This is a genomic window from Corynebacterium mastitidis DSM 44356 (assembly GCF_000375365.1).
Classification (GTDB): domain Bacteria; phylum Actinomycetota; class Actinomycetes; order Mycobacteriales; family Mycobacteriaceae; genus Corynebacterium; species Corynebacterium mastitidis.
This window is the reverse complement of sequence record NZ_AQXB01000006.1, coordinates 179,009-197,927: the sequence shown is the minus strand read 5'-3', so window position 1 is coordinate 197,927 and position 18,919 is coordinate 179,009. Positions and strand designations below refer to the sequence as shown.

Sequence of the window (18,919 nt, the reverse complement as noted above, 5' to 3'; positions counted from 1 at the left end):
TACCCCGTGCTCTTTTTGCTTCGCACCATCGTCTCCCGGCGCGCCCTGCTCGCCGGGGCGCTGATGTCCCTTTCTTTCGTGTGCAACGGGCTGACCCCCGTGGTGGTGGGCCGCGCCATCGATCATTCCATCGCCTCCCGGGAGCCGCTCTGGCCGTGGCTGGCGGCGCTGCTCGGCCTCTTCGCGGTCAACGCGCTGTGCGCCTGGCGGGGCCGTTGCCTCGCGCTGCGCGCGGTGCAGGAAAAGGACCACGAGCTGCGCATGAGGGTCACCGACCGCCTGGACGCGGGCATGGAGCCCGGGGCCTTCCTCTCCGTGGCCAGCGTGGACACCCGCCGGGTGGCGGATGCCGTCATGCTCATGGTCTTTCCCGTGGCCGAGGTGGCCTCCATCCTGTATGCCTCGGTGGCCCTGGTGACCGTCTCGGTCCCCCTGGGCCTGGCCGTGCTCTGCGGCGGGCCGCTCATCGTGTGGGTATCGCTCCGCGCCGCCAGGCCCCTGCGCCGCGCGGCGGTCGCCCGCCAGGCCTCCGTGGCCCGGGCGGCCTCCGTGGCCACCTCGATCCTCGGCGGTCTGCGCACGCTCAAGGGCCTCGGCGTCACCGGGGCGGCCGCCCGCCGCTACGGTGACGCCTCGGAGGAGGCCTATCGCCGCGCCGTGGCGGCCAACGCCGCGCACGCCAGGCTCAACGCCACCACGGACGCCGTGGGCCTGCTCTACGTGGTGGGCATCGCCCTGGCCGCCGCGCGCATGGACTTAAGCATCGGGCAGCTCATCGCGGTGGTGGGCATCGCGCAATTCATCATCCACCCCATGACCATGCTGGGCAAGAACATCGCCTCGCGCTGGGCCGCCGCGCAGGCCAGCGCCGAGCGCATCCGCGCGGTGCTGAACGCCCCGCCCGCCCCGACCCCCGCCGAGGCCCCGGAGGGCTCCGGGCTGGAGGTGCGCTCCGGGGAGTGCCCGTATGCCTCGGGCCCCGGGGTGATCGTGGCCCCGCGCCGCGCCCACCTCTTCGACGGCACGGTCTACGAGAACGTACACCCCGACCCCGAGCGCGCCCGCCACGCCCTGTGGGTCGCCGCGGGGTCCGAGATCCCCAACAGGGACGTGGGCGAGGGCGGCGCGGCGCTCTCCGGCGGACAGCGCCAGCGCGTGGCCCTGGCCCGCGCCATCGCCACCCGGGCCCCGATCCTGGTGCTCAACGAGCCCACCACGGCCGTGGACTCCGTCACCGAGCACACCATCGCCCGGCGGGTCCGCGCCGAGCGCAGCGGGCTGACCACCCTGGTGTATAGCGAGGCCCCGGCGTGGCGGGAGGCGGCATGTTCCCCGTAGCCCCGTGGTCGCAGATCCGCCGCCAGATACGGCCCACCCCGCGCTTTGCGGCGGGAATCGTCCTCCTGCTCTGCGGCTCCGCTCTCAGCGTGAGCATTGCCGCCCTCATGGGCCGCCTCGTGGACGGCGAGGCGGTGGCCCTCGTGGCCCCGCGCCTGGTGGGCGCGGCGCTCGGGGCCGCGCTGCTCAGCGCCTCCGGCTTCTACCTCGTCTCCACCCAGGCTGAGCGCGGCATCGCCACCCTGCGCGCCACGATGGTGGGCACCGCCCTGGCCCTGCCCATACACCGCGTGGAGGAGTCCGGCACCGGGGACCTGGTCAGCAGGTCCACCGACGACGTCGCGGAGCTGTCCTCGGCGGTCACCGGCACCGTCCCCATCCTCTCGAGCTGCCTGTTCACCGTGCTCAGCACCGCCGTGGCCCTGGCCTCCGTGGACTGGCGCTTCCTGGGCGTGCTCGCGGTCGCCCCGCTGTACTACGCCGGGGCGCGCCGATACCTCGCGGTGGCACCGCGGAGCTACGCCGAGGAACGCGCCGCCCGCAGCAGCAGGGCGCGCCGGGTGCTCGAGGCCGTCCACGGGGCGGAGACGGTGCGGGCCTACGGCATGGAGGAGGAGATCCGGCGGGGGATACGCGAGTCCTCCCGGACGGTGATGGAGCGCGGCATCCACGCGCGCGGCACCCTGGTGACGCTGCAGGCGTGGATCACCCTGTGCGAGTTCCTCACGCTCGCCCTGGCTCTGCTGATCGGCCACGGCCTGCACCTGAGCGTGGGCACGGTGACCGGGGCGCTGCTCATGCTGATTCGGCTGCGCGGCCCGGTCATGATGTTCATGCGGGTGCTCGACACGGTGCAGTCCGCCTACGCCTGCCTCGCGCGCATCGCCGGCGTGCCCGAGGCCGGGCCGCAGGAGGACACCGGCGTGGGGGAGCCCACGGGCCGCGCGAGCCTGGAGCGCGCCTGCCTGAGCTACGGGGACGGGGGCGTGCGCGGCATCGACCTGCGGCTCGACGGCCAGGTGGTGGCGCTCGTCGGCGCGTCCGGGGCGGGCAAGACCACGGTGGCGGCCCTGCTGGCGGGCCTGCGCGTGCCGGATGAGGGGCGGGCGTTGATCGACGGAGTGGAGGTATCCCGCCTGTCCGATAGGGAGCGCGCCGGGCGCGTGGCGCTGATCTCCCAGGAGGTGCACGTCTTTGGCACCCCGCGCGAGGACCTCGCCTTGACCCAGGCCTCGGAGGAGCGCATGCGGGAGGCGCTGCGCCGGGTGGGGGCGGACTGGGCCGAGGACCTGGATCGGGAGGAGCCCCTGGACCCGGTGCAGGCGCAGCAGTTGGCGCTCGCCCGGGTGCTGCTGCTCGATCCCGCCCTGGTCATCATGGACGAGGCCACCGCCGAGTCCGGAAGCCTGGACGCCGCCGCGGCCGAGGTGATGCGGGGCCGCACGGTGTTGGTGGTGGCCCACCGTCTTGACCAGGCGACCCTAGCGGATAAGGTTTTGGTTATGGAAAGCGGCGAGGTGATAGAGCAGGGCAGCCACGAGGAGCTGCTCGCGCGCGGTGAGCAGTACGCCCGGCTCTGGCAGGCCTGGACGAGGGGCCGCCGCGGATGAAGCAGCTCCGCGCGGTTCTTGCGCTCGTGGCCGTGGGGATCATCGCCGGGTTTTCCCTGGTGGGACTCGTGTCCGTGCAAAAGGAGGAGGAAACGGGCTACGAGCCCTTCCCGGAGACCGAGCCCGGAAACAGCTCCGTCATCGCCTTGGAGTCCGCCGGGCTGAACCGCTCCCTGATCCTCTCGCGCCCCGCCAGCCCGGCCCCGGAGGCCGGATACCCCGTGATCTTCATGTTCCACGGGTGGCAGGAGACCGCCGTGCTCATGCAGGAGTACGCGCAGATGGACGGCGCGCAGGCCCTCGTGGTGTACCCGGACGGCCTCGCGCGCGCGTGGGGCGGCGGCCCGTACGCCGAGACCAACGAGAATCGCGGGGACGAGACCCTGGTGCGCGACATCGTTGAGCGGCTGGATCGCACGTACCCCATCGACCGGGAGCGCGTCTTTGCCGCGGGCATGTCCAACGGCGGCGGCTTTGCCACCCTGCTGGGCTGCCGGGCGGACGATGTGATCAAGGCGGTGGCGTCCGTGTCCTCCGCCAACTACGACGGCCTGCGCGACGGCTGTTCGGAGGCCCCCATGCCCACCCTTGCCATCCACGGCACGGCGGACCAGGCCATGCTCTTCGACGGCGGGACGCGCCACGGCGCCCGCTACTATTCCATCGCGGAGGCCAGGGAGGCCGACGTGGCGCGCAACAAGTGCCGGGAGCCCATCACCAAGATGGTGGGAGAGACCATCGAGCGCACCGTGTGGCAGGGCTGCGACGCCCGCACGGAGTTCTACACCATCTACGGCGGCGTGCACATCTGGGACGGCAAGCCGGAGGACCAGAACGCCACTGTGCCCCCGCGCTTTGCCACGGAGACGCTGCTGGAGTTCTTCGGGGTGGAGGAGGAATAAAAGAGGAATAACGGGGGAAACAAAAAAGAGGGCCGCGAGGGCCCTCTTTTTTAAGAGTCGGACTGACAGGATTTGAACCTGCGACCCCTACACCCCCAGTGTAGTGCGCTGCCAAACTGCGCCACAGTCCGCCGTGCATTGTCTGCAACGAGTAATCAGGTTACAGCAGTGTGCTTATTTTACTAAATCCCCAGCACACAGGCCCTAAACCAGGCGTCGATGAGGTCCGCCACCCGGTGCGCGGCCCCCGGGGCGGTGAGCATGTGATCGGCCTCCACGCTGAGGCAGGACGCGTGCGGGACGAGGGACTCGTCCCAGGGGACGATCTCGTCCGTGGGGGAGTGCACCACCAGCAGCGGGCCGGGGAGATCGCGCAGCGGCGGGTGCGCGGCGAGGTCGTCGAGGAAGCCGGCGGGCAGCCCCACCGGGTACCCGCCGATGACCGCCCTGTCCCCGCTGACGTAAGGCAGGATCGAGGCGTGCGGGTCGCGCGGGGTGCCCACGGTGGCCAGGGCGGCGCCCAGCCCAGAGCGCAGCACGGCCGCCCCGCCCAGGGAGTGCCCCACGAGCAGGCCCGGGGCGGCGTGGTGCCGCTCCATCCAACCGTAGGCCTCGCGCAGCTCCGCGATGTTCTCGCTGAGCAGCAGGGAGGTGAAGTCGAAGCGCAGGGTGGCGATGCCGTGGTGGGCGAGCCGCTTGCTGATGCGCGCGGTGGCGAGGTTGCGCCGCGAGCCCGCGAAGCAGTGCGCCATGAGGGCGTAGGCCTGCGGGTGGTCGGGGGCGTCGAGAGAGCCCTCGGTGAAGGGGAGACGGACGTGTTGGGAACGCATTTTCACTAGGATATGGGGGTTGTAACCCGCACGCTACGGAAGGCATCACGTTATGGGCGCATTTGACTGGTTCTGGAAGGCCATGGGCTCGGGATCGAGCAGGAACCAGAAGCGCAGCATCGCTATCACGGATAAGGCCGCCGCGCGCTCCGAGGGGCTGGCGGAGTGCAGCCGGGAGGAACTGGGCGAGCGCGCCCGGGCCGCCACCTCCGGGGGGCAGCTCAAGGACCCCGCCGAGTTCCTCGCGGTGCTCGGGGAGGCCTCGCGGCGCACGCTGGGCATGACGCCCTTCAAGGTGCAGTCCCAGGCGGTGCTGCGCCTGCTGGAGGGCGACGTGGTGCACATGGCCACCGGCGAGGGCAAGACCCTAGTCGGGGCGATGGCCGCCACCGGCTTCGCCCTGATGGGCAAGCGCGTCCACGTGATTACCGTCAACGACTACCTGGCCTCCCGCGACGCCGAGTGGATGCGCCCGCTGGTGGAGTTCTTCGGGGTCAGTGTGGGCGCGATCACCCAGCGGCTCGGGCCGCAGGAGCGGCGCGAGGCCTATGCGCGCGACGTGGTCTACGGGCCGGTCAACGAGATCGGCTTCGACGTGCTGCGCGACCAGCAGGTCACCGAGCGCGCGCAGGCGGTGCAGGCCCCCGCGGACGTGGCCCTGGTGGACGAGGCCGACTCCGTCCTGGTGGACGAGGCCCTGGTGCCGCTGGTGCTGGCGGGAAACCAGCCCGGCGCCGCCCCCACCGGCCAGATCACCGACGTGGTGCGGGGCCTGCGGGAAAAGGAGGACTACACCACGGACGAGGACCAGCGCAACGTGTTCCTCACCGAGCAGGGCGCGCACAAGATCGAGCGCGCCCTGGGCATCGAGAGCCTCTACGACGACGAGCACGTGGGCGGCACGCTCATCCAGGTCAACCTCGCCCTCCACGCCCGCGCCCTGCTGCACCGCGACGTCCACTACATCGTGCGCGAGGGCAAGGTGCAGCTCATCGACGCCTCCCGGGGCCGCGTGGCCGACCTACAGCGCTGGCCCGACGGCCTCCAGGCTGCGGTGGAGGCCAAGGAGGGCCTCAGCGTGACCGAGGGCGGAAAGATCCTCGACACGATCACCCTCCAGGCCCTCATGGGGCGCTATCCCCTGGTGTGCGGCATGACCGGCACGGCGGTGGAGGCCACCGACCAGCTCCGGCAGTTCTACGACCTGCGGGTCTCCGTGATCGAGAGGGAGAAGCCGCTGCGGCGCTTCGACGAGGCGGACCGCATCTACGCCACGATGGAGGAGAAGAACGCGGCCATCGTGGAGGAGATCGCGCTGCTGCACGGCACCGGGCAGCCCGTGCTGGTGGGCACGCAGGATGTGGCCGAGTCCGAGGCCCTGGCCCAGGCCCTGGCCGCGCGCGGCATCGAGGCCGCCGTGCTCAACGCCAAGAACGACGCCCAGGAGGCCGAGATCATCGCCCAGGCCGGGCAGCCCGGCAGGGTCACCGTGTCCACGCAGATGGCCGGGCGCGGCACCGACATCCGCCTGGGCGAGGGCGTGACCGAGGGCCTGGCCGTCATCGGCACCTCGCGCCACCGCACCGCCCGCCTGGACAACCAGCTGCGCGGGCGCGCCGGGCGGCAGGGGGACCCGGGGCTCTCCCTCTTCTTCGTCTCCCTCGAGGACGACGTGGTGCTCACCGGCGGGGCGGGGGAGCAGGTCACCGCGCAGCCGGACCATCAGGGGCGCATCGAGCAGAAGAAGATCCAGGACTTCGTGGAGCACTGCCAGCGCGTCACCGAGGGGCAACTGCTGGAGATCCACGCCCAGACCTGGAAGTACAACAGGCTGCTGGCCGATCAGCGCGAGATCATCGACGCCCGCCGCGCCCGCCTGCTGGACACCGACCAGGCGTGGGAGGAGCTGGCCGAGCGGGCCCCGGAGCGGGCCGCCGAGGTGAGCGGGGGCAATCAGGCCACGCACAAGGCGGCGCGGCAGATCATGCTCTACCACCTCGACGCCGCGTGGGCCGATCACCTGGCGCTCATGGACGACGTGCGCGAGTCCATCCACCTGCGGGCGATCGCCCGGGAGACGCCCATCGACGAGTACCACCGCATCGCGGTGCGCGAGTTCAAGGAGCTGGCGCAGCGCGCCGTGGACGCGGCGGTGGAGACGTTTAAGGAGGTGCGCATCGACGAGGACGGTGCGCACCTGGAGGATCACGGCCTGGTGCGCCCCTCGGCCACATGGACCTATATGGTCTCCGATAACCCCCTGGCGGGGGGCAATTCCGTGGTGCGCGGCATCGGAAATATCTTCCGGTAGCATGTTGATCGTACGCGCATCGTTATGATCCGGAGACCACACCGGTGATGAGGCCACCAACCGGTGGGGATTATGCGCCCTGATCCACAAGTCTGTCTCGGTAATACCTGTGGCCAGGAGGCATAAATATCCGAGGGGACCACCATCGACACCATGACCCCCGGCGCTCTAAGTAGTACGCCGGGGAAAGCGACGCTGCCCGGTGGTGCGCGCATCATAGAATCATGAGCGAGAACCCCCACGGCGTGCGCCGCGCCTGCCGGTGGGGGTACCCCGCAGATGACTGACCAGGTGCCCCCGCTATACACGGGGTGTGAGAGATCCTGGGTAGGCCAGGCAAGCCCCTCACGGTGGCGGATACGACTCCCTCCACCACGAGGGAACTAAGACCAATATCGGCACCACCCGCGGTGAACTCTACAAGCTTATGCACCTGGCCTGACAGCAAGATCGCGTCCTAGAGGAATACCCCGCCGTCATACACGTAACAGCGGGAGCAGCATCGGGGTCAGGGAACACCGCCCACCGTGGCATCACGGGTAGTGGCTGTGGGGCAGGGGCGCACTCGCACAGGGCACGTCCTGAAGCGTCTCCCGTGAGTGCCCCACAGCACCCCACGGCGATATTGAGCGCTTCTTGAAGGGACTGCAGGGTCTGCATCATCAGGCAAACACCGCTTGCCCACCGGCCATGAACACCGAGAAGAAACCATGCCCACGGCATGGAACTAAGGGGTGATAGGTAAGAAGAATTGAGGCACCAACTATCTTCAGATTGGCACCTCAACTCTTAATCAGTCTCACGCCTTTTTCTTTGAGGAATGGATGAGACTCTTGCCCCGAGACGAGATGGAGAGAGTCGGCAGGAAAAAATGAAGAATGCCAAACCCTATCGTAAATACTCGCGCAATATCATTCGGGAATGCGATGGTAATAAAAATTACTGCCGCAAAGAAAAATATCACACGAATAACATCTTTCCAAGGATCCTTTTTCCTCGACGCGGATGCTAGAGCTGCGGAGAAAATGACAACAAAAAGCGCTCCATACATCCACGGGTAAGGTGTCTCATGCAGAAAACCGCTCCAGCTATAACGCTCAATGCTGACCGAAGCGTAAGCTGATAATACCGCCCAGATTAGCTCTGGTGCACGATTGAACAGACTCTTATTATGCATGATGAAACTCCCTCTGTTGCGTTAGTCTTCTTCGACTTCAACCACGAGAGGTGGGAATCCAGCACGACCATAGAGGGTCAAGCCACGCCCACTCGCGACCGCAGCGAGGATCTTAGCTGCAAGATCGATGAAAAACCCGGTACCGAGAACTGCGATGGCACCTGTAATAGCTGTTCCGACTGGCTCACCTTGAATGGATCCCCAGGCTACGAAGGCAGCTTCCAGCGCGACAGGGCCTGCTTCTGCTGCCGTGACCAGGGTTACGGCAGCGCCGACGGTCAGATCCTGGTGGGAGATGTGAACGATTCTGTGGTCATACGGAGTGATGAACCGTTGGTCGCTCTTGTTCTGGTTAAGAGTCTCTTGATTCAGGTTCATGATTCCATGAAGCTGTTGAAGTTCTTCATCGGAGAACCCATACTCAGGCTGGATCTCTTCATCGGTGAGATCAACAGTCAGTTTCCCGTCTTTTTGGCCTGATAGTGTTCACCAATGGAGGCCACCTTTTCGATGAACCGCAGATCCTCATCTGACATGTTCTCTAGGGCCTCAGCCGCCGCTTCTTCAATCCAGACAGTTTCTTTCTCCGTCTCGCCGGTTTCTGTGCTAGCAATATTTTCGGTGAATGCCAGTGCAATCATAGTTCCGGTTGCGATAGCCTTGATGGTTCGTGATTTTTCATGTTTCAACCTTTCCTGGCTTTTGTTGAAAATGCCTGTCCTTGAAGATTTTATTTTTGGGTTCCGTATCCTTTCTTTCGGTTCTTCTCCAGGGTACATCAATGATTCTCGGGCTGTAATGCATGTGGTTTATGCGCCCCCTTCTGGGTGTGTACGAAGTATGATTATACGGGTGAGGTTGATCACCAAAAAGTCTGAACCTTTATATGTGTCAGGTCACTCCCTCCGTTGGCGTGATCGGTAGGTTTCTGCTGTGACACGATTGCAGGCGGGAGGCTGGAAGCGGTAGGTTCCAGGAAATGGGCGGGCCGCCAGGCCTCGAGTTATATACCATGCCACTCATGGTGGGACTGATTGCGGGGGATCCGTGCTCTCTAGGCTGCAGGGTATAAACCAAGTCTATGGCTGGAAGGATGAGCGTTGGGGGATGGGAGGTTGAGGGGGCTGTTCTGGTGGAAACTTGCTTGCAAGCAATCCTGTCCTGTTTCTCGCAGCACAACCACCACCCGCCAGGAAGAATGATCGCCGCCCTGAGAATGCGAAGCACCCCGCCACTGGCGAACCTACCGAGGACCGCCAGTGCACCGACAATGATTGTGGCCCTCGCCCAGGATGGGCTCCTGGGCGAGGGGGCTCAGGGGCTATGAAGGATCATCCTTTCGCCATCGGTCTGTACGAAAGAATGATCCGCTACCCCCAGTTAAATGTCACAACCGGGGGTGGCGGAGAAGAAGCCTCCTATGTGGAGATGGTAACTCCTGAATAATTAGTTTTTGATTCGCTCCTTGGTTGGCACTTTCCAGTAGTTCCAGCCCCAGAATATATTCCAGATAAAGTACGCCGACCAGGCATAAAAAAATGGGCCAGTCTTAGTGTTATAGGGTTTTGTATCTGGATTGCTCTTGGCTACGAAGAAAATGCTCAGAAATGTCAGGGCCATGATTATGGCGATGTACAAGGCTGTAAGCCACACCGAGTGGAGTCGGAAAATGGCATCCAGGGTAAGTAGGAGAAGTACGCTTCGTGCGATTCCTCGAGCGTATTGTCCGAGGAAATAATTATGCCCACCACCCCACCCCGACCAAACAGCAATAATATAGGTTCGCTGCTTGGTTCGAGTTATGGGACCGTCCCGGATATAATCAAGTTCCTTGTCGATATATTCCGGAGTGTAGCCAAACACGTCTATGCTACCCTTGGCCCGTTACTGCACAGCTTCCGGCAGCAACAGCGAGACGTCCCGCCAAGACTGCGGGGTTGGAGCCTCCCATGGCCTTGATTGCTCCTTCGACACCGTAGCCGAGGGTTCCACTCGCGGCCATTTCTCCGTAGACGCGAACGATCAGCTCGGCTGCTTCTCGGAAGTGTCGATCCTTCAATTTCTTCCCGATCTCGACGGTTTTCTCGCGATCGGGAAGGGGGAAGGGGAGCATTCCAGCGAGGACGCACTCGGCGTAGGCGGCCCAGTCCCACTCTGCAGCTCGGAATGAACTGTTGCGCGGAGTGAAGGGATCGTCCTCGTTGAGCATCTCCGCCATCAGCTCGAGGTTGGAAGGATCAATCTCGGGGGCGACAGATACGGCTTCTTGTTCGTTTACATGCCATTCGCCATTCTCATCTTGAGAAACGACATTTGAGTAAAAATACTCAAAGCCTGCTGCGAGTTCGTCAGCGATCTGTTCCTCTTCTGATGACAGGGTATGGGTGGAAACCTGATTTACGGACGAGGGGTTTTCTGCTGCCTCTGCAACGCTCACGGAGGAAAAAGCTACGGATATTGCGAAAAGTGCGGAGAGAGATCGCTTTGCGATCTTCATGTTGGCTCCCTGCTTGATTACATGTGCATGATCCAGTGTGTATATGTAATTTTTCCGAGTCAAGGAATGGTGATTTCCCTAGGCCCTTTTGGGGGTGTCCGAAAGTAGGTTACGCAGGTGAGATCGGCCATATAACGTGTGGACCTTTTGCTGGTGTCGTGCCGTTCTAGGGTGGGGCAGTGGATGTTCCCGTGGGGGCATGGCAGTCCAAGTTATGACTCGAAGGATGAACCTTGGTGAAGCGGGGTACTGGAGGCTGCTCTGGTGGAGACTTGCTCGTGCGGGAAACGGGACTACTCGTATTCAGGCTTCTCTTGATTCGGGGTGCGGCAAGGACTTGCACGCCGGAACGCTAGGGCACCGTTCCGGCGGTATCGTCGTGCGATGAAACAGTCCATCACTCCTTCCCGCAGTGTACTGATTCTGGCACCCGTAATCTTGATAGGTGGTTAGGCGCGCTTGAACGCCCTCCGCGTAGGCCGCTTGGAGACCCGAAGAGGGGATTTCCGCTGTAGGCGAGTGCGTTGCGAGGGTTAGCACCCAAACTGGTCGGGGAATCGCACACATGCTGGGGATAGCGGTTGGTCGGGGCTGGAGCCATCGCCGGAGTCTGGGTTGAATGTCGGCTCAGCGTAAGGCGCAGCCGGGACGAACTCACCGAGCGGTACGGCCTCCTCTACCTCCGGGTACTGCTGAGGCGTCCATGCTGCACGCATTTGACTGTCACACGTTTCACTCCACCAGCTGGTGCCATCAGTGCAGAAAAGCGGTTCCAAACTGGTGTAAGCTCGGGTCTCCGCACGATGAGATTGCTGTCTCGAGGATGGGGGAGGTTTTAGCTGGTGCTACCTCTTGTGGCGTGGGGTCTACATCGAGGGGTGGACCTTGGGAGCGACAGTTTCTTCGGCTTCAGTGCTGGTTGGCTGGTTGCTGTCTGGGGGTTGAACTTTTCAGTTCGGACGTTGCAGGGGCATGGCCTTTGCCTTTTGTGCTGCCCTGATTGGTGAAGCTTTCTGGGGTTAGTTCCTACCTCAGCTAAGGACAGAACGCTTCAACCTTCATCGAACGACATGCCTCAGACGTAGAAGCCGCAGCACAACTCGGACACCTTGGAGATACAGGAGTCACACGACGGCACTACATCCGAGCACGCGCAGCGCAAGCCCCAGACCTATCGAACATACTTGAGAAACTGGCAGGCTAGGGTTTTATCATTAACCCATCACCTTGAAGCCCAACCGGCCCTATCCCACGCACCCCTGCAGGACACGGTAGGTTGACAGATTTAGGTTTCACCAGGTGAGATACATGAAGAGAGGCATCTAGGGGCGACAACCCCCATGCGCTTCATAACATCGCTATGATGTGAAGTTGGCGTTGACTCAACAAGTGGAGGTTAAAAGATGAGCGAGAACACCGGGACCGGCCAGCCGCAGGTGGAAACCACCTCGGTTTTCCGCGCCGACCTGCTCAAGGAAATGGAATCGGGTGCGCCCGCCGCCGTGAGCGCGGAGAACCTCCCGGAGGGTTCCGCTCTCCTCGTGGTCAAGCGCGGCCCGAACGCGGGCGCCCGCTTCCTCCTGGACCAGGCCACTACCACCGCGGGCCGCCACCCGGAGTCGGACATCTTCCTCGACGACGTGACCGTCTCCCGCCGCCACGCGGAGTTCCGCCTCACCGACGACGGCGAGTATGAGGTGGTGGACGTGGGATCCCTCAACGGCACCTACGTCAACCGCGAGCCGCGCAACTCCGAGACCCTGTCCACCGGCGATGAGATTCAGATCGGCAAGTTCCGTCTGGTTTATCTATCCGCCAAGTAACCCCTTTGTTGTTGTATGAGCGCTGTAACTAAGGCGGCGGCCGCGCCGAAGCCGAAGAAGACGATGTCCATCGGCGTGGTCCTGGAGCGGCTGCGTCAGGAGTTTCCCGACGTCACCGTGTCCAAGATTAGGTTCTTGGAGTCCGAGGGGCTGGTGACCCCCCAGCGGACGTCCTCTGGGTACCGTCGCTTCACTGACGACGACGTGGAGCGGCTTCGCTATATCCTCACCACGCAGCGCGACAACTACCTCCCGCTGAAGGTCATCCGGGAGCAGCTTGAGGCCATGGACTCCGGGCAGGTGACCGCGATCTCGCATTCGCTGGTCTCCCCGGAGAACTTCCGCAGCTCCCCGTTCCGCCTGACGGACGTGGAGGTGGCCCGCAAGGCGGGCGTGGCCGAGTCCGTGGTGGAGGAGTGCGTGGCCGCCCGGCTCATCAGCCCGGATGCGGCGGGTATGTTCACCGCGGACGACGTCACGGTGGTGAGTAACGCCGAGGCCCTGCGCGGCTTCGGCTTCGACGAGCGCCACCTGCGCTCGCTGCGCAACGCCGCGCGGCGCCAGGCGGACCTGATCGGCCAGGTGGCCGGGCCGGTGGCCAAGTCCCGTTCGCAGAGTGCCAAGCAGGAGGCCGAGGAGATGAGCCAGCAGATGAGCGCGCTGGTGGTCTCCCTGCACGCCTCCCTGTTCAAGAAGGCCCTGCGAGACGAGCTGGATCTATGATCCCGGTAGAGTTTCACGGCGTGCGCCGCACGGGGCCGGAGGATTTTTATTGCGTGGTCCTGCGCTGGGCCGAGCGCAACCGGCTGCTTCCGCTGTGGGTCGCGCCGGCGGCGGCCGCGGAGATCGAGGCCCGCGCGGCGGGCTATGTCCCGCGCCGCCCCGGGACCGTCGATCTGCTCGCGGAGGCGCTGAGCGCCATCGGGGTGGAAAAGGTGGGCATCACCAGCGCCTTCGAGGGCGTGTTCGTGGCCGAGATCACGCTGAGCGACGGCACCGAGGTGGACGCCCGCCCCTCCGACGCGCTCATGGTGGCCCAGCTTTTGGGCCTGCCCTTCTCCGTCTCCGAGGACGTGCTCACCCAGTTCTCCTTCTTCGCGGCGGATTCCGCGCTGCGCGAGTACCTGGGCCTGAGCTTTGGGGAGGAAGGCGCGGAGGATGCGCATGGGGCGGAGGATTCCGCCTCGGGGGACGCGCAGGCGGACGCCGACTTCGAGCGCATGATGCGCGAGCTCGGGGTCTCCGAGGAGGATCTGTCCGGAGGCGAGGGGGACGAGGGGGATGACAACGATGAGGGCTAGGTCTAAACTTCAACTTGAGGTTTAAGTTTTGGGCGTGTCGCGCGGTCACCACTTGACCTTGGGATAACCTTGGCATTGAATAAAAAGCCAAAGACCTACAGATCATTGGAGTACTGACGGTGAGCAACAACCAGGATCGCCCTGTGCAGGAATCACTCTTCGACCTCGGCCCCGGCGAAGAGGTCGGGTACCGGGTGCCCATCGCCTGCCAGGTGGCGGGGATTACGTACCGTCAGCTCGATTACTGGGCGCGCACCAACCTGGTCAAGCCCTCCATCCGGGGGGCGCAGGGCTCGGGCTCGCAGCGCCTTTATTCCTTCCGCGACATCCTGGTGCTCAAGATCGTCAAGCGGTTGCTGGACACGGGCATCTCCCTGCAGAACATCCGCCTCGCGGTGGAGCGGCTGCGCGACCGCGGCGTGGACGACATCGCGGAGATCACCCTGGTCTCCGACGGCACCACCGTGTACGAGTGCCACTCCGCCAACGAGGTGATCGACCTGCTCGGCGGCGGCCAGGGGGTCTTTGGTATCGCGGTGCCGGGCATCGTCAAGGAGCTCTCCGGCACCATCGCGGCCTTCCCCTCGGAGCGCATCGCGGGGGAAAGCAACGTCATCGCGGTGGACGAACTCGCGGCCCGGAGGGCCCGCAAGTCCTCCTAGCCGCTGCTTAGCGGGCGTACTCCGTAAGGAGCGGGTCCGCCTGATCGCCCACCTGCACAACCTCCAGGGAGACCTGGGGGTTTTCTAGCGTGGAGGCAAGCTGGCGGCCAAAGGCGGCGTCATCCAGGTCCTCGGGGGCGGTGCCGGAGGTAAACAGCACCACGCGCGCGGGCTGGCCCGTGGCCTGCGCCTGCTCGGCGGCGGTGCGCAGCGCCGCCAGCACCGAGGTGCGGGTCAGCGGAATGCCGCCGGTGCCAAAGCCGTTGAGCACGGGGGTGATCTCCTGGGCGGGGCCGAAGCCCACGTTATCGCGCCACGGGCGGGTGACGCCGGGGTTGAGCGGGGAGGAGTAGTTCCACAGCGCCACCGGCTGCTCGAGCGCGGCGGCCTCCTCGGCCAGGCGCGCGCGGGTGGCGTCAAACTGCGGCGCCATCTGCGCGGAGGCGTCCAGGAGGAAGAGGGTCTGCGGCTGCGCGGGCGCGGCCTCGGTGGCGTCGGGGTTCTCGGAGTTTTCGCCCTCATCGTTCTGAGCGCCCTCGGGGAGGTTCGGGTTGTTCACCTCGATGGCGGAGAAGGTCAGCTCCGCGCCCGGCAGCGCCGTGAACACGCGCCCCTCGGGGTTGGTCAAGGAGGTCACGGCGAGGGGAACGGCGGGGTCCTCTGGTGCGGGCACCTGGGAGTCGCGCGTCACGAGGGACTCGGCCTGCTCGGGGTCCCCGGCCAGCGCGGAGGCCGCCGCCTGGGCCACCGCCGGATCGCTGCCGTAGTACACGGACTGGGGGTCCACCTCGCCCTCGGGGGCCTGCGGGGTGCTCAGCCCCACCGGGGTGCTGCCCACCACCTTGGGCGGCTCGGGGGAGCGGCTCAGCCCCTGCTCCGCGAGGGCGGCGTCCGCGGCGGGGGAGTCCACCGCCACGTAGACCTGGGCCTGGGAGGGGGAGCTCACCAGCTCCGGGGTCACGCACTCCTCGGAGAAGTCGCGCAGGAACATGTCCGCTGCACCGGGGTACTGCTCCGCGACGTGCAGGACCGTGGGGTTCTCGCACGCGCCCTGGGCCTGGGAGGACTCGGAGGAATCGTTCTTGTGGTAGAAGAGCCACCAGACTACCGCGAGGATCACGAGGATGATGACGATGATCGTGGTGATCGTCGCCCCGTGACTCTTAGCTTCTGTCCTATGTTGACCGGGCACCGAGCAGTCCTCCCTTAGGTAGTCTCACTTTTAGCTAGAAGTTTAGCGTCTTTGACGATAGAAACAATCTTGATGAGCCGGTCGCGGATGGGCTCCGCGGCGTGCGCCAGCTCGCGCTGCCTGCGCACGTACTCGGCCTTGCCCTCCGGGGTCTCGATGGGCACCACCCCGAACCCCAGCCCGCGCACGTCGTACGGCGAGGCCTCCATGTCCAGCACCCGGGCGCGGCGGGCGAGCACGAAGGCGTCGAGAAGTAGGTCGCCCGGCACCAGGGGGCCGAGCTTGTGCGCCCACTTGTAGAGGTCCATCGTGGCGTGGACGCAGCCGCGCTGCTCGTGCTGCGCCTGGGCGGGGCGGCTGAGCACCGTGAGGTTGAGGGGGCGCGCGGGCGGGGTGAAAAAGCGGAAGGCGTCGTAGTGCGTGCAGCGCAGGCTGTGCTCCTCCACGACCTCGTTGGTGCGCGCGCCCAGCCGCAGCGGCAGATCGTGGCGCGGGGTGCCGTGGTAGACCATCGCCCACTCGTGCAGGCCAAAGCAATCGAAGCGCGCGGGGTTCGAGGCGGTGCGGGAGAGCAGCTCACCGATCTTGGCCACCCCCTCCCCGCGCCTCCGGAGGAAGGCGTCCACGTCCACACCCACGGGCTGCTCGCGGCGGTAGTCCCGCCACCCGGCGTGCGGGGGCTGACCGAGCAACTGGGTGCCCAGGCCGGGATGCCAGGAGCGCAGTTGACCGGGGCGCACCTGGTAGTAGTCGAAGAGGAAATCGTAGACCGGGTGCTTGCGGTGGTTGCGGCGGCGCTCCAGGTGGGCGCGGGTCAGGGCGTCCGCGCGGTCGGCGTGCTCGCGCATCCGGGCGCGCCACTGGGCGGGAACCAGGTAGCGCACTAGGCCTCCTCGTGCGTCCAGTCGGTGACGGTTCCCACGTACTCCTCGATGAGGTCCTCCAGCGCCACGATGCCGATGAGTTCGCCGCGATCGCGCACCTGCGCCATGTGCGCGGAGCGCAGGTGCAGCGTGTGCAGGGCGTGATCCAGGGGTTCCTGGCCGTCCACGAAGATCAGCGGCCGCAGCTGGCTGCGCGGGATCACCGCGTCCGGGGACGAGGAGGACATCCACCCGAGGACGTCCTTGACGTGGATGTAGCCCAGGTAGGAGCCGTCGCGCCCGGTGACCGGGAAGCGGGAAAAGCCCGTGTCCTGGACCAGCCGTTCCAGGTCCGCGATGGTGGGGCCGCTGCGGCCAAAGTCCAGGCTGCGCACCTGCGGCAGGGGGATCATGACCTCCTTGAGGCTGCGGTTCTCCGAGCGCAGCGCCTTGTTGAGGCGCGCGTGCTCCTCCGCGTCGATGTACCCCTCCGCGCGGGACTCCGCGATCATGGAGGCGAGCTGCTTTTGGTCCACGGTGGAATCCAGCTCGTCCTTCTGCTCGATGCCAAAGAGCCGCAGCGTGATCCGGGCGATCCAGTTGAGCAGCTCGATGAGCGGGCGGGTGACGCGCACCCAGCCGATGATGCCCGGTGCCAGCCACAGCGCCAGCGTCTCCGGCCCGGCGATGGCGATGTTCTTGGGCACCATCTCCCCGAAGAGGATGTGCAGGAAGGTGATGATCGCCAGCGCGATCACGAAGGACAGCGGGTGGATGAGGTTGGCGGGCACCCCGAGGGCGCTGAAGGGCTCCTCCACGAAGTGCGCTACGGCGGGCTCCGCGACTTTGCCGAGCACCAGGGAACACAGGGTGATGCCGAACTGCGCGCCGGCCAGCATGAGGGAGAGGTGCTCGGTGGCGTAGAGCACCCGGGGCGCGCCCGCCCGGCCCTGGGCGATGAGCGCCTCCACCCGGTCGCGGCGCGAGGAGATCAGGGCGAACTCGCTGGCCACGAAGAAGGCGTTGGCCAGCAGCAGGGCGGCGATCAGGGCCACGGTGGTCAGGATGCTCACTGCTGGTACTCCTTTGCCTCTTCCTCCGTGATGGGGGTGAAGATGACCCGGTCGATGCGGCGCTCGTCCATGCCGGAGACCCGCGCGATCCAGCGGCCCGAGGAATCGCCCAGCACGGTGGCGTCGCCCACCTTGGGGATGCGGCCGATCTGCGCCATGATGAGGCCGCCGAGGGTCTCATACGGCCCCTCCGGGGCGTGGTAGCCGATCTCCTCCGCCAGCTCGTTCGTGCGCACCAGCCCGGAGACCTCCCAGCTCGTGCCGAAGCGCTGGAAGTCGCGCTGCGCCACCTGGTCGTCGTGCTCGTCGTAGACGTCCCCGAGGATCTCCTCCACCACGTCCTCGATGGTGATGATCCCCGCGGTGCCGCCGTATTCGTCGGCCACCAGCACCATCTGCGAGCCCGCCGAGCGCACGGCCTTGAGCACCGCGTCCCCGCCCAGGGACTCGGGGATCGCCGGAATCCGGCGGGCCAGCGAGCCCACCGTGACCCGGTGGCGGTCCGCTGCGGGAACGGAGAAGGCGTCCTTGACGTGGACCACGCCGAGCGTCTCGTCTAAGTCCCCGTTGACCACCGGGAAGCGCGAGTGGCCGGTGTCCAGGCTCAGCGCGATGAGGTGGCTGACGCTCTCCTGGGCCTGGAGCAGGTCCACGGTGGAGCGCGGCGTCATCAGCTCCTCGGCCGTGGTCTCCCCGAACTTCAGGGAGGCCTCCAGCACCTCGGCCTTGGTGGCGTCGATGCCGCCCACGCCCACGGAGTTGCGCACCAGAGACCCCAACTCCTGCGGGGAGCGCGCGGAGGCGAGCTCGTCGGCGGGCTCGATGCCCATCCGGCGCACCGTCCAGTTGGCGGCGACGTTAAGGAAGTTGATGAACCACTTGAAGGAGACGTTAAAGACGTGCACCGGGTGGACCACCAGCCGGGCCACCGGCAGGGGCATGGTGATGGCGATGTTCTTGGGAACCAGCTCGCCAAAGACCATGGACAGCACCGTGGCCACGATCATGGCCAGCACCAGGGCGAGGGTCTCCGAGGAATCCGTCCAGGACAGCAGCGGGGTAAAGTACCGCGCCAGGATCGGCTCCGCGAGGAAGCCCGTGGCCAGCGTGGTCACCGTGATGCCGAGCTGCGCGCCGGAGAGCACGAAGGAGAGGTTGCGGAAGTCCCGCTGCACGGCGCGCGCCGAGGCGTCCCCGCGCTCCTTGACGTGGTTATCCACCGTGGAGCGCTCCACCCCCGTGAGCGCGAACTCGATGGCCACGAAGAGCCCCGTGCTGGCCGTCAGGACCACGAAGCCGAGGAGGGAGAGAATACCTATGAATATGTCCATGGTGGGGGC

Annotated in this window: 17 protein-coding genes and 1 tRNA gene; 8 read left to right on the top strand and 10 right to left on the bottom strand. The window is 65.8% G+C overall.

Annotation, left to right across the window (positions count from 1 at the left end; all coding sequences use genetic code 11):
- Nucleotides 1-6: 6 nt before the first annotated feature.
- From B140_RS0108610 to B140_RS12330, 3 genes are read left to right on the top strand one after another with little or no spacing between them, the layout of a single operon-like run.
- Entirely contained in the window at nucleotides 7-1,338 is a 1,332-nt protein-coding gene (locus B140_RS0108610; protein WP_018118958.1) for an ABC transporter transmembrane domain-containing protein, read from the top strand.
- A complete protein-coding gene (locus tag B140_RS0108605; RefSeq protein WP_018118957.1) occupies nucleotides 1,326-2,948 on the top strand; it encodes an ABC transporter ATP-binding protein in 1,623 nt (540 codons plus the stop codon). The genes B140_RS0108610 and B140_RS0108605 overlap by 13 nt, the downstream gene beginning before the upstream one ends.
- Nucleotides 2,945-3,850: a CE1 family esterase gene (locus B140_RS12330; protein WP_018118956.1), complete on the top strand. Its 906-nt coding sequence runs from the start codon at nucleotides 2,945-2,947 to the stop codon at nucleotides 3,848-3,850. Before B140_RS0108605 ends, B140_RS12330 begins: the two co-directional genes overlap by 4 nt.
- A gap of 57 nt (nucleotides 3,851-3,907) precedes the next feature.
- On the opposite strand, the gene B140_RS0108595 is transcribed toward B140_RS12330, so the two are convergent.
- Nucleotides 3,908-3,981: transfer RNA gene (locus B140_RS0108595), tRNA-Pro, on the bottom strand.
- A 51-nt stretch (nucleotides 3,982-4,032) separates the two neighbouring features.
- Nucleotides 4,033-4,680, bottom strand: a complete 648-nt coding sequence (locus tag B140_RS12325) for an alpha/beta hydrolase (protein ID WP_018118955.1) — start codon at nucleotides 4,678-4,680, stop codon at nucleotides 4,033-4,035.
- Nucleotides 4,681-4,732: 52 nt separating this feature from the next.
- Here B140_RS12325 and secA2 point away from each other — a divergent pair, with 52 nt between their 5' ends.
- Nucleotides 4,733-6,991 (top strand): accessory Sec system translocase SecA2, encoded by a 2,259-nt coding sequence (gene secA2, locus B140_RS0108585; RefSeq protein ID WP_018118954.1) that lies wholly within the window; start codon nucleotides 4,733-4,735, stop codon nucleotides 6,989-6,991.
- Between the two features lie 799 nt (nucleotides 6,992-7,790).
- Here the strand turns inward: secA2 and B140_RS13815 are convergent.
- From B140_RS13815 to B140_RS13800, 4 genes are all read right to left on the bottom strand, one after another.
- A complete protein-coding gene (locus B140_RS13815; protein ID WP_156801710.1) occupies nucleotides 7,791-8,168 on the bottom strand; it encodes a hypothetical protein in 378 nt (125 codons plus the stop codon).
- A gap of 21 nt (nucleotides 8,169-8,189) precedes the next feature.
- On the bottom strand, nucleotides 8,190-8,546 hold the full coding sequence (locus B140_RS13810) for a hypothetical protein (protein ID WP_156801709.1): 357 nt from the start codon (nucleotides 8,544-8,546) through the stop codon (nucleotides 8,190-8,192).
- Nucleotides 8,547-8,623: 77 nt separating this feature from the next.
- Nucleotides 8,624-8,947 (bottom strand): hypothetical protein, encoded by a 324-nt coding sequence (locus tag B140_RS13805; RefSeq protein ID WP_156801708.1) that lies wholly within the window; start codon nucleotides 8,945-8,947, stop codon nucleotides 8,624-8,626.
- A 1,091-nt stretch (nucleotides 8,948-10,038) separates the two neighbouring features.
- Nucleotides 10,039-10,665: a hypothetical protein gene (locus B140_RS13800; protein WP_156801707.1), complete on the bottom strand. Its 627-nt coding sequence runs from the start codon at nucleotides 10,663-10,665 to the stop codon at nucleotides 10,039-10,041.
- A gap of 1,403 nt (nucleotides 10,666-12,068) precedes the next feature.
- Here B140_RS13800 and odhI point away from each other — a divergent pair.
- The 4 genes from odhI to B140_RS0108560 all read left to right on the top strand — a co-directional run bounded on the left by odhI (nucleotide 12,069) and on the right by B140_RS0108560 (nucleotide 14,451).
- The gene (gene odhI / locus B140_RS0108575; protein ID WP_018118952.1) at nucleotides 12,069-12,488 is read left to right on the top strand and encodes an oxoglutarate dehydrogenase inhibitor Odhl; all 420 of its coding nucleotides are present in this window, start codon (nucleotides 12,069-12,071) and stop codon (nucleotides 12,486-12,488) included.
- Between the two features lie 15 nt (nucleotides 12,489-12,503).
- The gene (ftsR, locus tag B140_RS0108570) at nucleotides 12,504-13,211 is read left to right on the top strand and encodes a transcriptional regulator FtsR (protein WP_201797062.1); all 708 of its coding nucleotides are present in this window, start codon (nucleotides 12,504-12,506) and stop codon (nucleotides 13,209-13,211) included.
- The gene (locus B140_RS0108565) at nucleotides 13,208-13,789 is read left to right on the top strand and encodes a bifunctional nuclease family protein (protein WP_018118950.1); all 582 of its coding nucleotides are present in this window, start codon (nucleotides 13,208-13,210) and stop codon (nucleotides 13,787-13,789) included. The genes ftsR and B140_RS0108565 overlap by 4 nt, the downstream gene beginning before the upstream one ends.
- A gap of 119 nt (nucleotides 13,790-13,908) precedes the next feature.
- Complete coding sequence (locus B140_RS0108560; protein ID WP_026166175.1) at nucleotides 13,909-14,451, top strand: MerR family transcriptional regulator; 543 nt, start codon at nucleotides 13,909-13,911, stop codon at nucleotides 14,449-14,451.
- Between the two features lie 7 nt (nucleotides 14,452-14,458).
- Here B140_RS0108560 and B140_RS12995 read toward each other — a convergent pair whose 3' ends face one another.
- Genes B140_RS12995 through B140_RS0108540 form a run of 4 tightly spaced genes read right to left on the bottom strand, consistent with a single transcriptional unit; the run spans nucleotide 14,459 to nucleotide 18,910 of the window.
- Complete coding sequence (locus tag B140_RS12995) at nucleotides 14,459-15,643, bottom strand: vWA domain-containing protein (RefSeq protein WP_156801706.1); 1,185 nt, start codon at nucleotides 15,641-15,643, stop codon at nucleotides 14,459-14,461.
- Between the two features lie 14 nt (nucleotides 15,644-15,657).
- The gene (locus tag B140_RS0108550) at nucleotides 15,658-16,527 is read right to left on the bottom strand and encodes a hypothetical protein (RefSeq protein ID WP_018118947.1); all 870 of its coding nucleotides are present in this window, start codon (nucleotides 16,525-16,527) and stop codon (nucleotides 15,658-15,660) included.
- On the bottom strand, nucleotides 16,527-17,579 hold the full coding sequence (locus B140_RS0108545) for a hemolysin family protein (RefSeq protein WP_018118946.1): 1,053 nt from the start codon (nucleotides 17,577-17,579) through the stop codon (nucleotides 16,527-16,529). Before B140_RS0108545 ends, B140_RS0108550 begins: the two co-directional genes overlap by 1 nt.
- Nucleotides 17,576-18,910: a hemolysin family protein gene (locus B140_RS0108540; protein WP_018118945.1), complete on the bottom strand. Its 1,335-nt coding sequence runs from the start codon at nucleotides 18,908-18,910 to the stop codon at nucleotides 17,576-17,578. The genes B140_RS0108545 and B140_RS0108540 overlap by 4 nt, the downstream gene beginning before the upstream one ends.
- Between the last annotated feature and the right edge of the window lie 9 nt (nucleotides 18,911-18,919).

Excerpts from the sequence above, each read along its gene's own strand:
- B140_RS0108605 (WP_018118957.1), top strand. The coding sequence starts at position 1,326 with ATGTTCCCCGTAGCCCCGTGGTCGCAGATCCGCCGCCAGATACGGCCC.
- B140_RS12330 (WP_018118956.1), top strand. The coding sequence starts at position 2,945 with ATGAAGCAGCTCCGCGCGGTTCTTGCGCTCGTGGCCGTGGGGATCATC.
- B140_RS12325 (WP_018118955.1), bottom strand. The coding sequence starts at position 4,680 with ATGCGTTCCCAACACGTCCGTCTCCCCTTCACCGAGGGCTCTCTCGAC.
- secA2 (WP_018118954.1), top strand. The coding sequence starts at position 4,733 with ATGGGCGCATTTGACTGGTTCTGGAAGGCCATGGGCTCGGGATCGAGC.
- B140_RS13815 (WP_156801710.1), bottom strand. The coding sequence starts at position 8,168 with ATGCATAATAAGAGTCTGTTCAATCGTGCACCAGAGCTAATCTGGGCG.
- B140_RS13810 (WP_156801709.1), bottom strand. The coding sequence starts at position 8,546 with ATGAACCTGAATCAAGAGACTCTTAACCAGAACAAGAGCGACCAACGG.
- B140_RS13805 (WP_156801708.1), bottom strand. The coding sequence starts at position 8,947 with ATGTACCCTGGAGAAGAACCGAAAGAAAGGATACGGAACCCAAAAATA.
- B140_RS13800 (WP_156801707.1), bottom strand. The coding sequence starts at position 10,665 with ATGAAGATCGCAAAGCGATCTCTCTCCGCACTTTTCGCAATATCCGTA.
- odhI (WP_018118952.1), top strand. The coding sequence starts at position 12,069 with ATGAGCGAGAACACCGGGACCGGCCAGCCGCAGGTGGAAACCACCTCG.
- ftsR (WP_201797062.1), top strand. The coding sequence starts at position 12,504 with ATGAGCGCTGTAACTAAGGCGGCGGCCGCGCCGAAGCCGAAGAAGACG.
- B140_RS0108565 (WP_018118950.1), top strand. The coding sequence starts at position 13,208 with ATGATCCCGGTAGAGTTTCACGGCGTGCGCCGCACGGGGCCGGAGGAT.
- B140_RS0108540 (WP_018118945.1), bottom strand. The coding sequence starts at position 18,910 with ATGGACATATTCATAGGTATTCTCTCCCTCCTCGGCTTCGTGGTCCTG.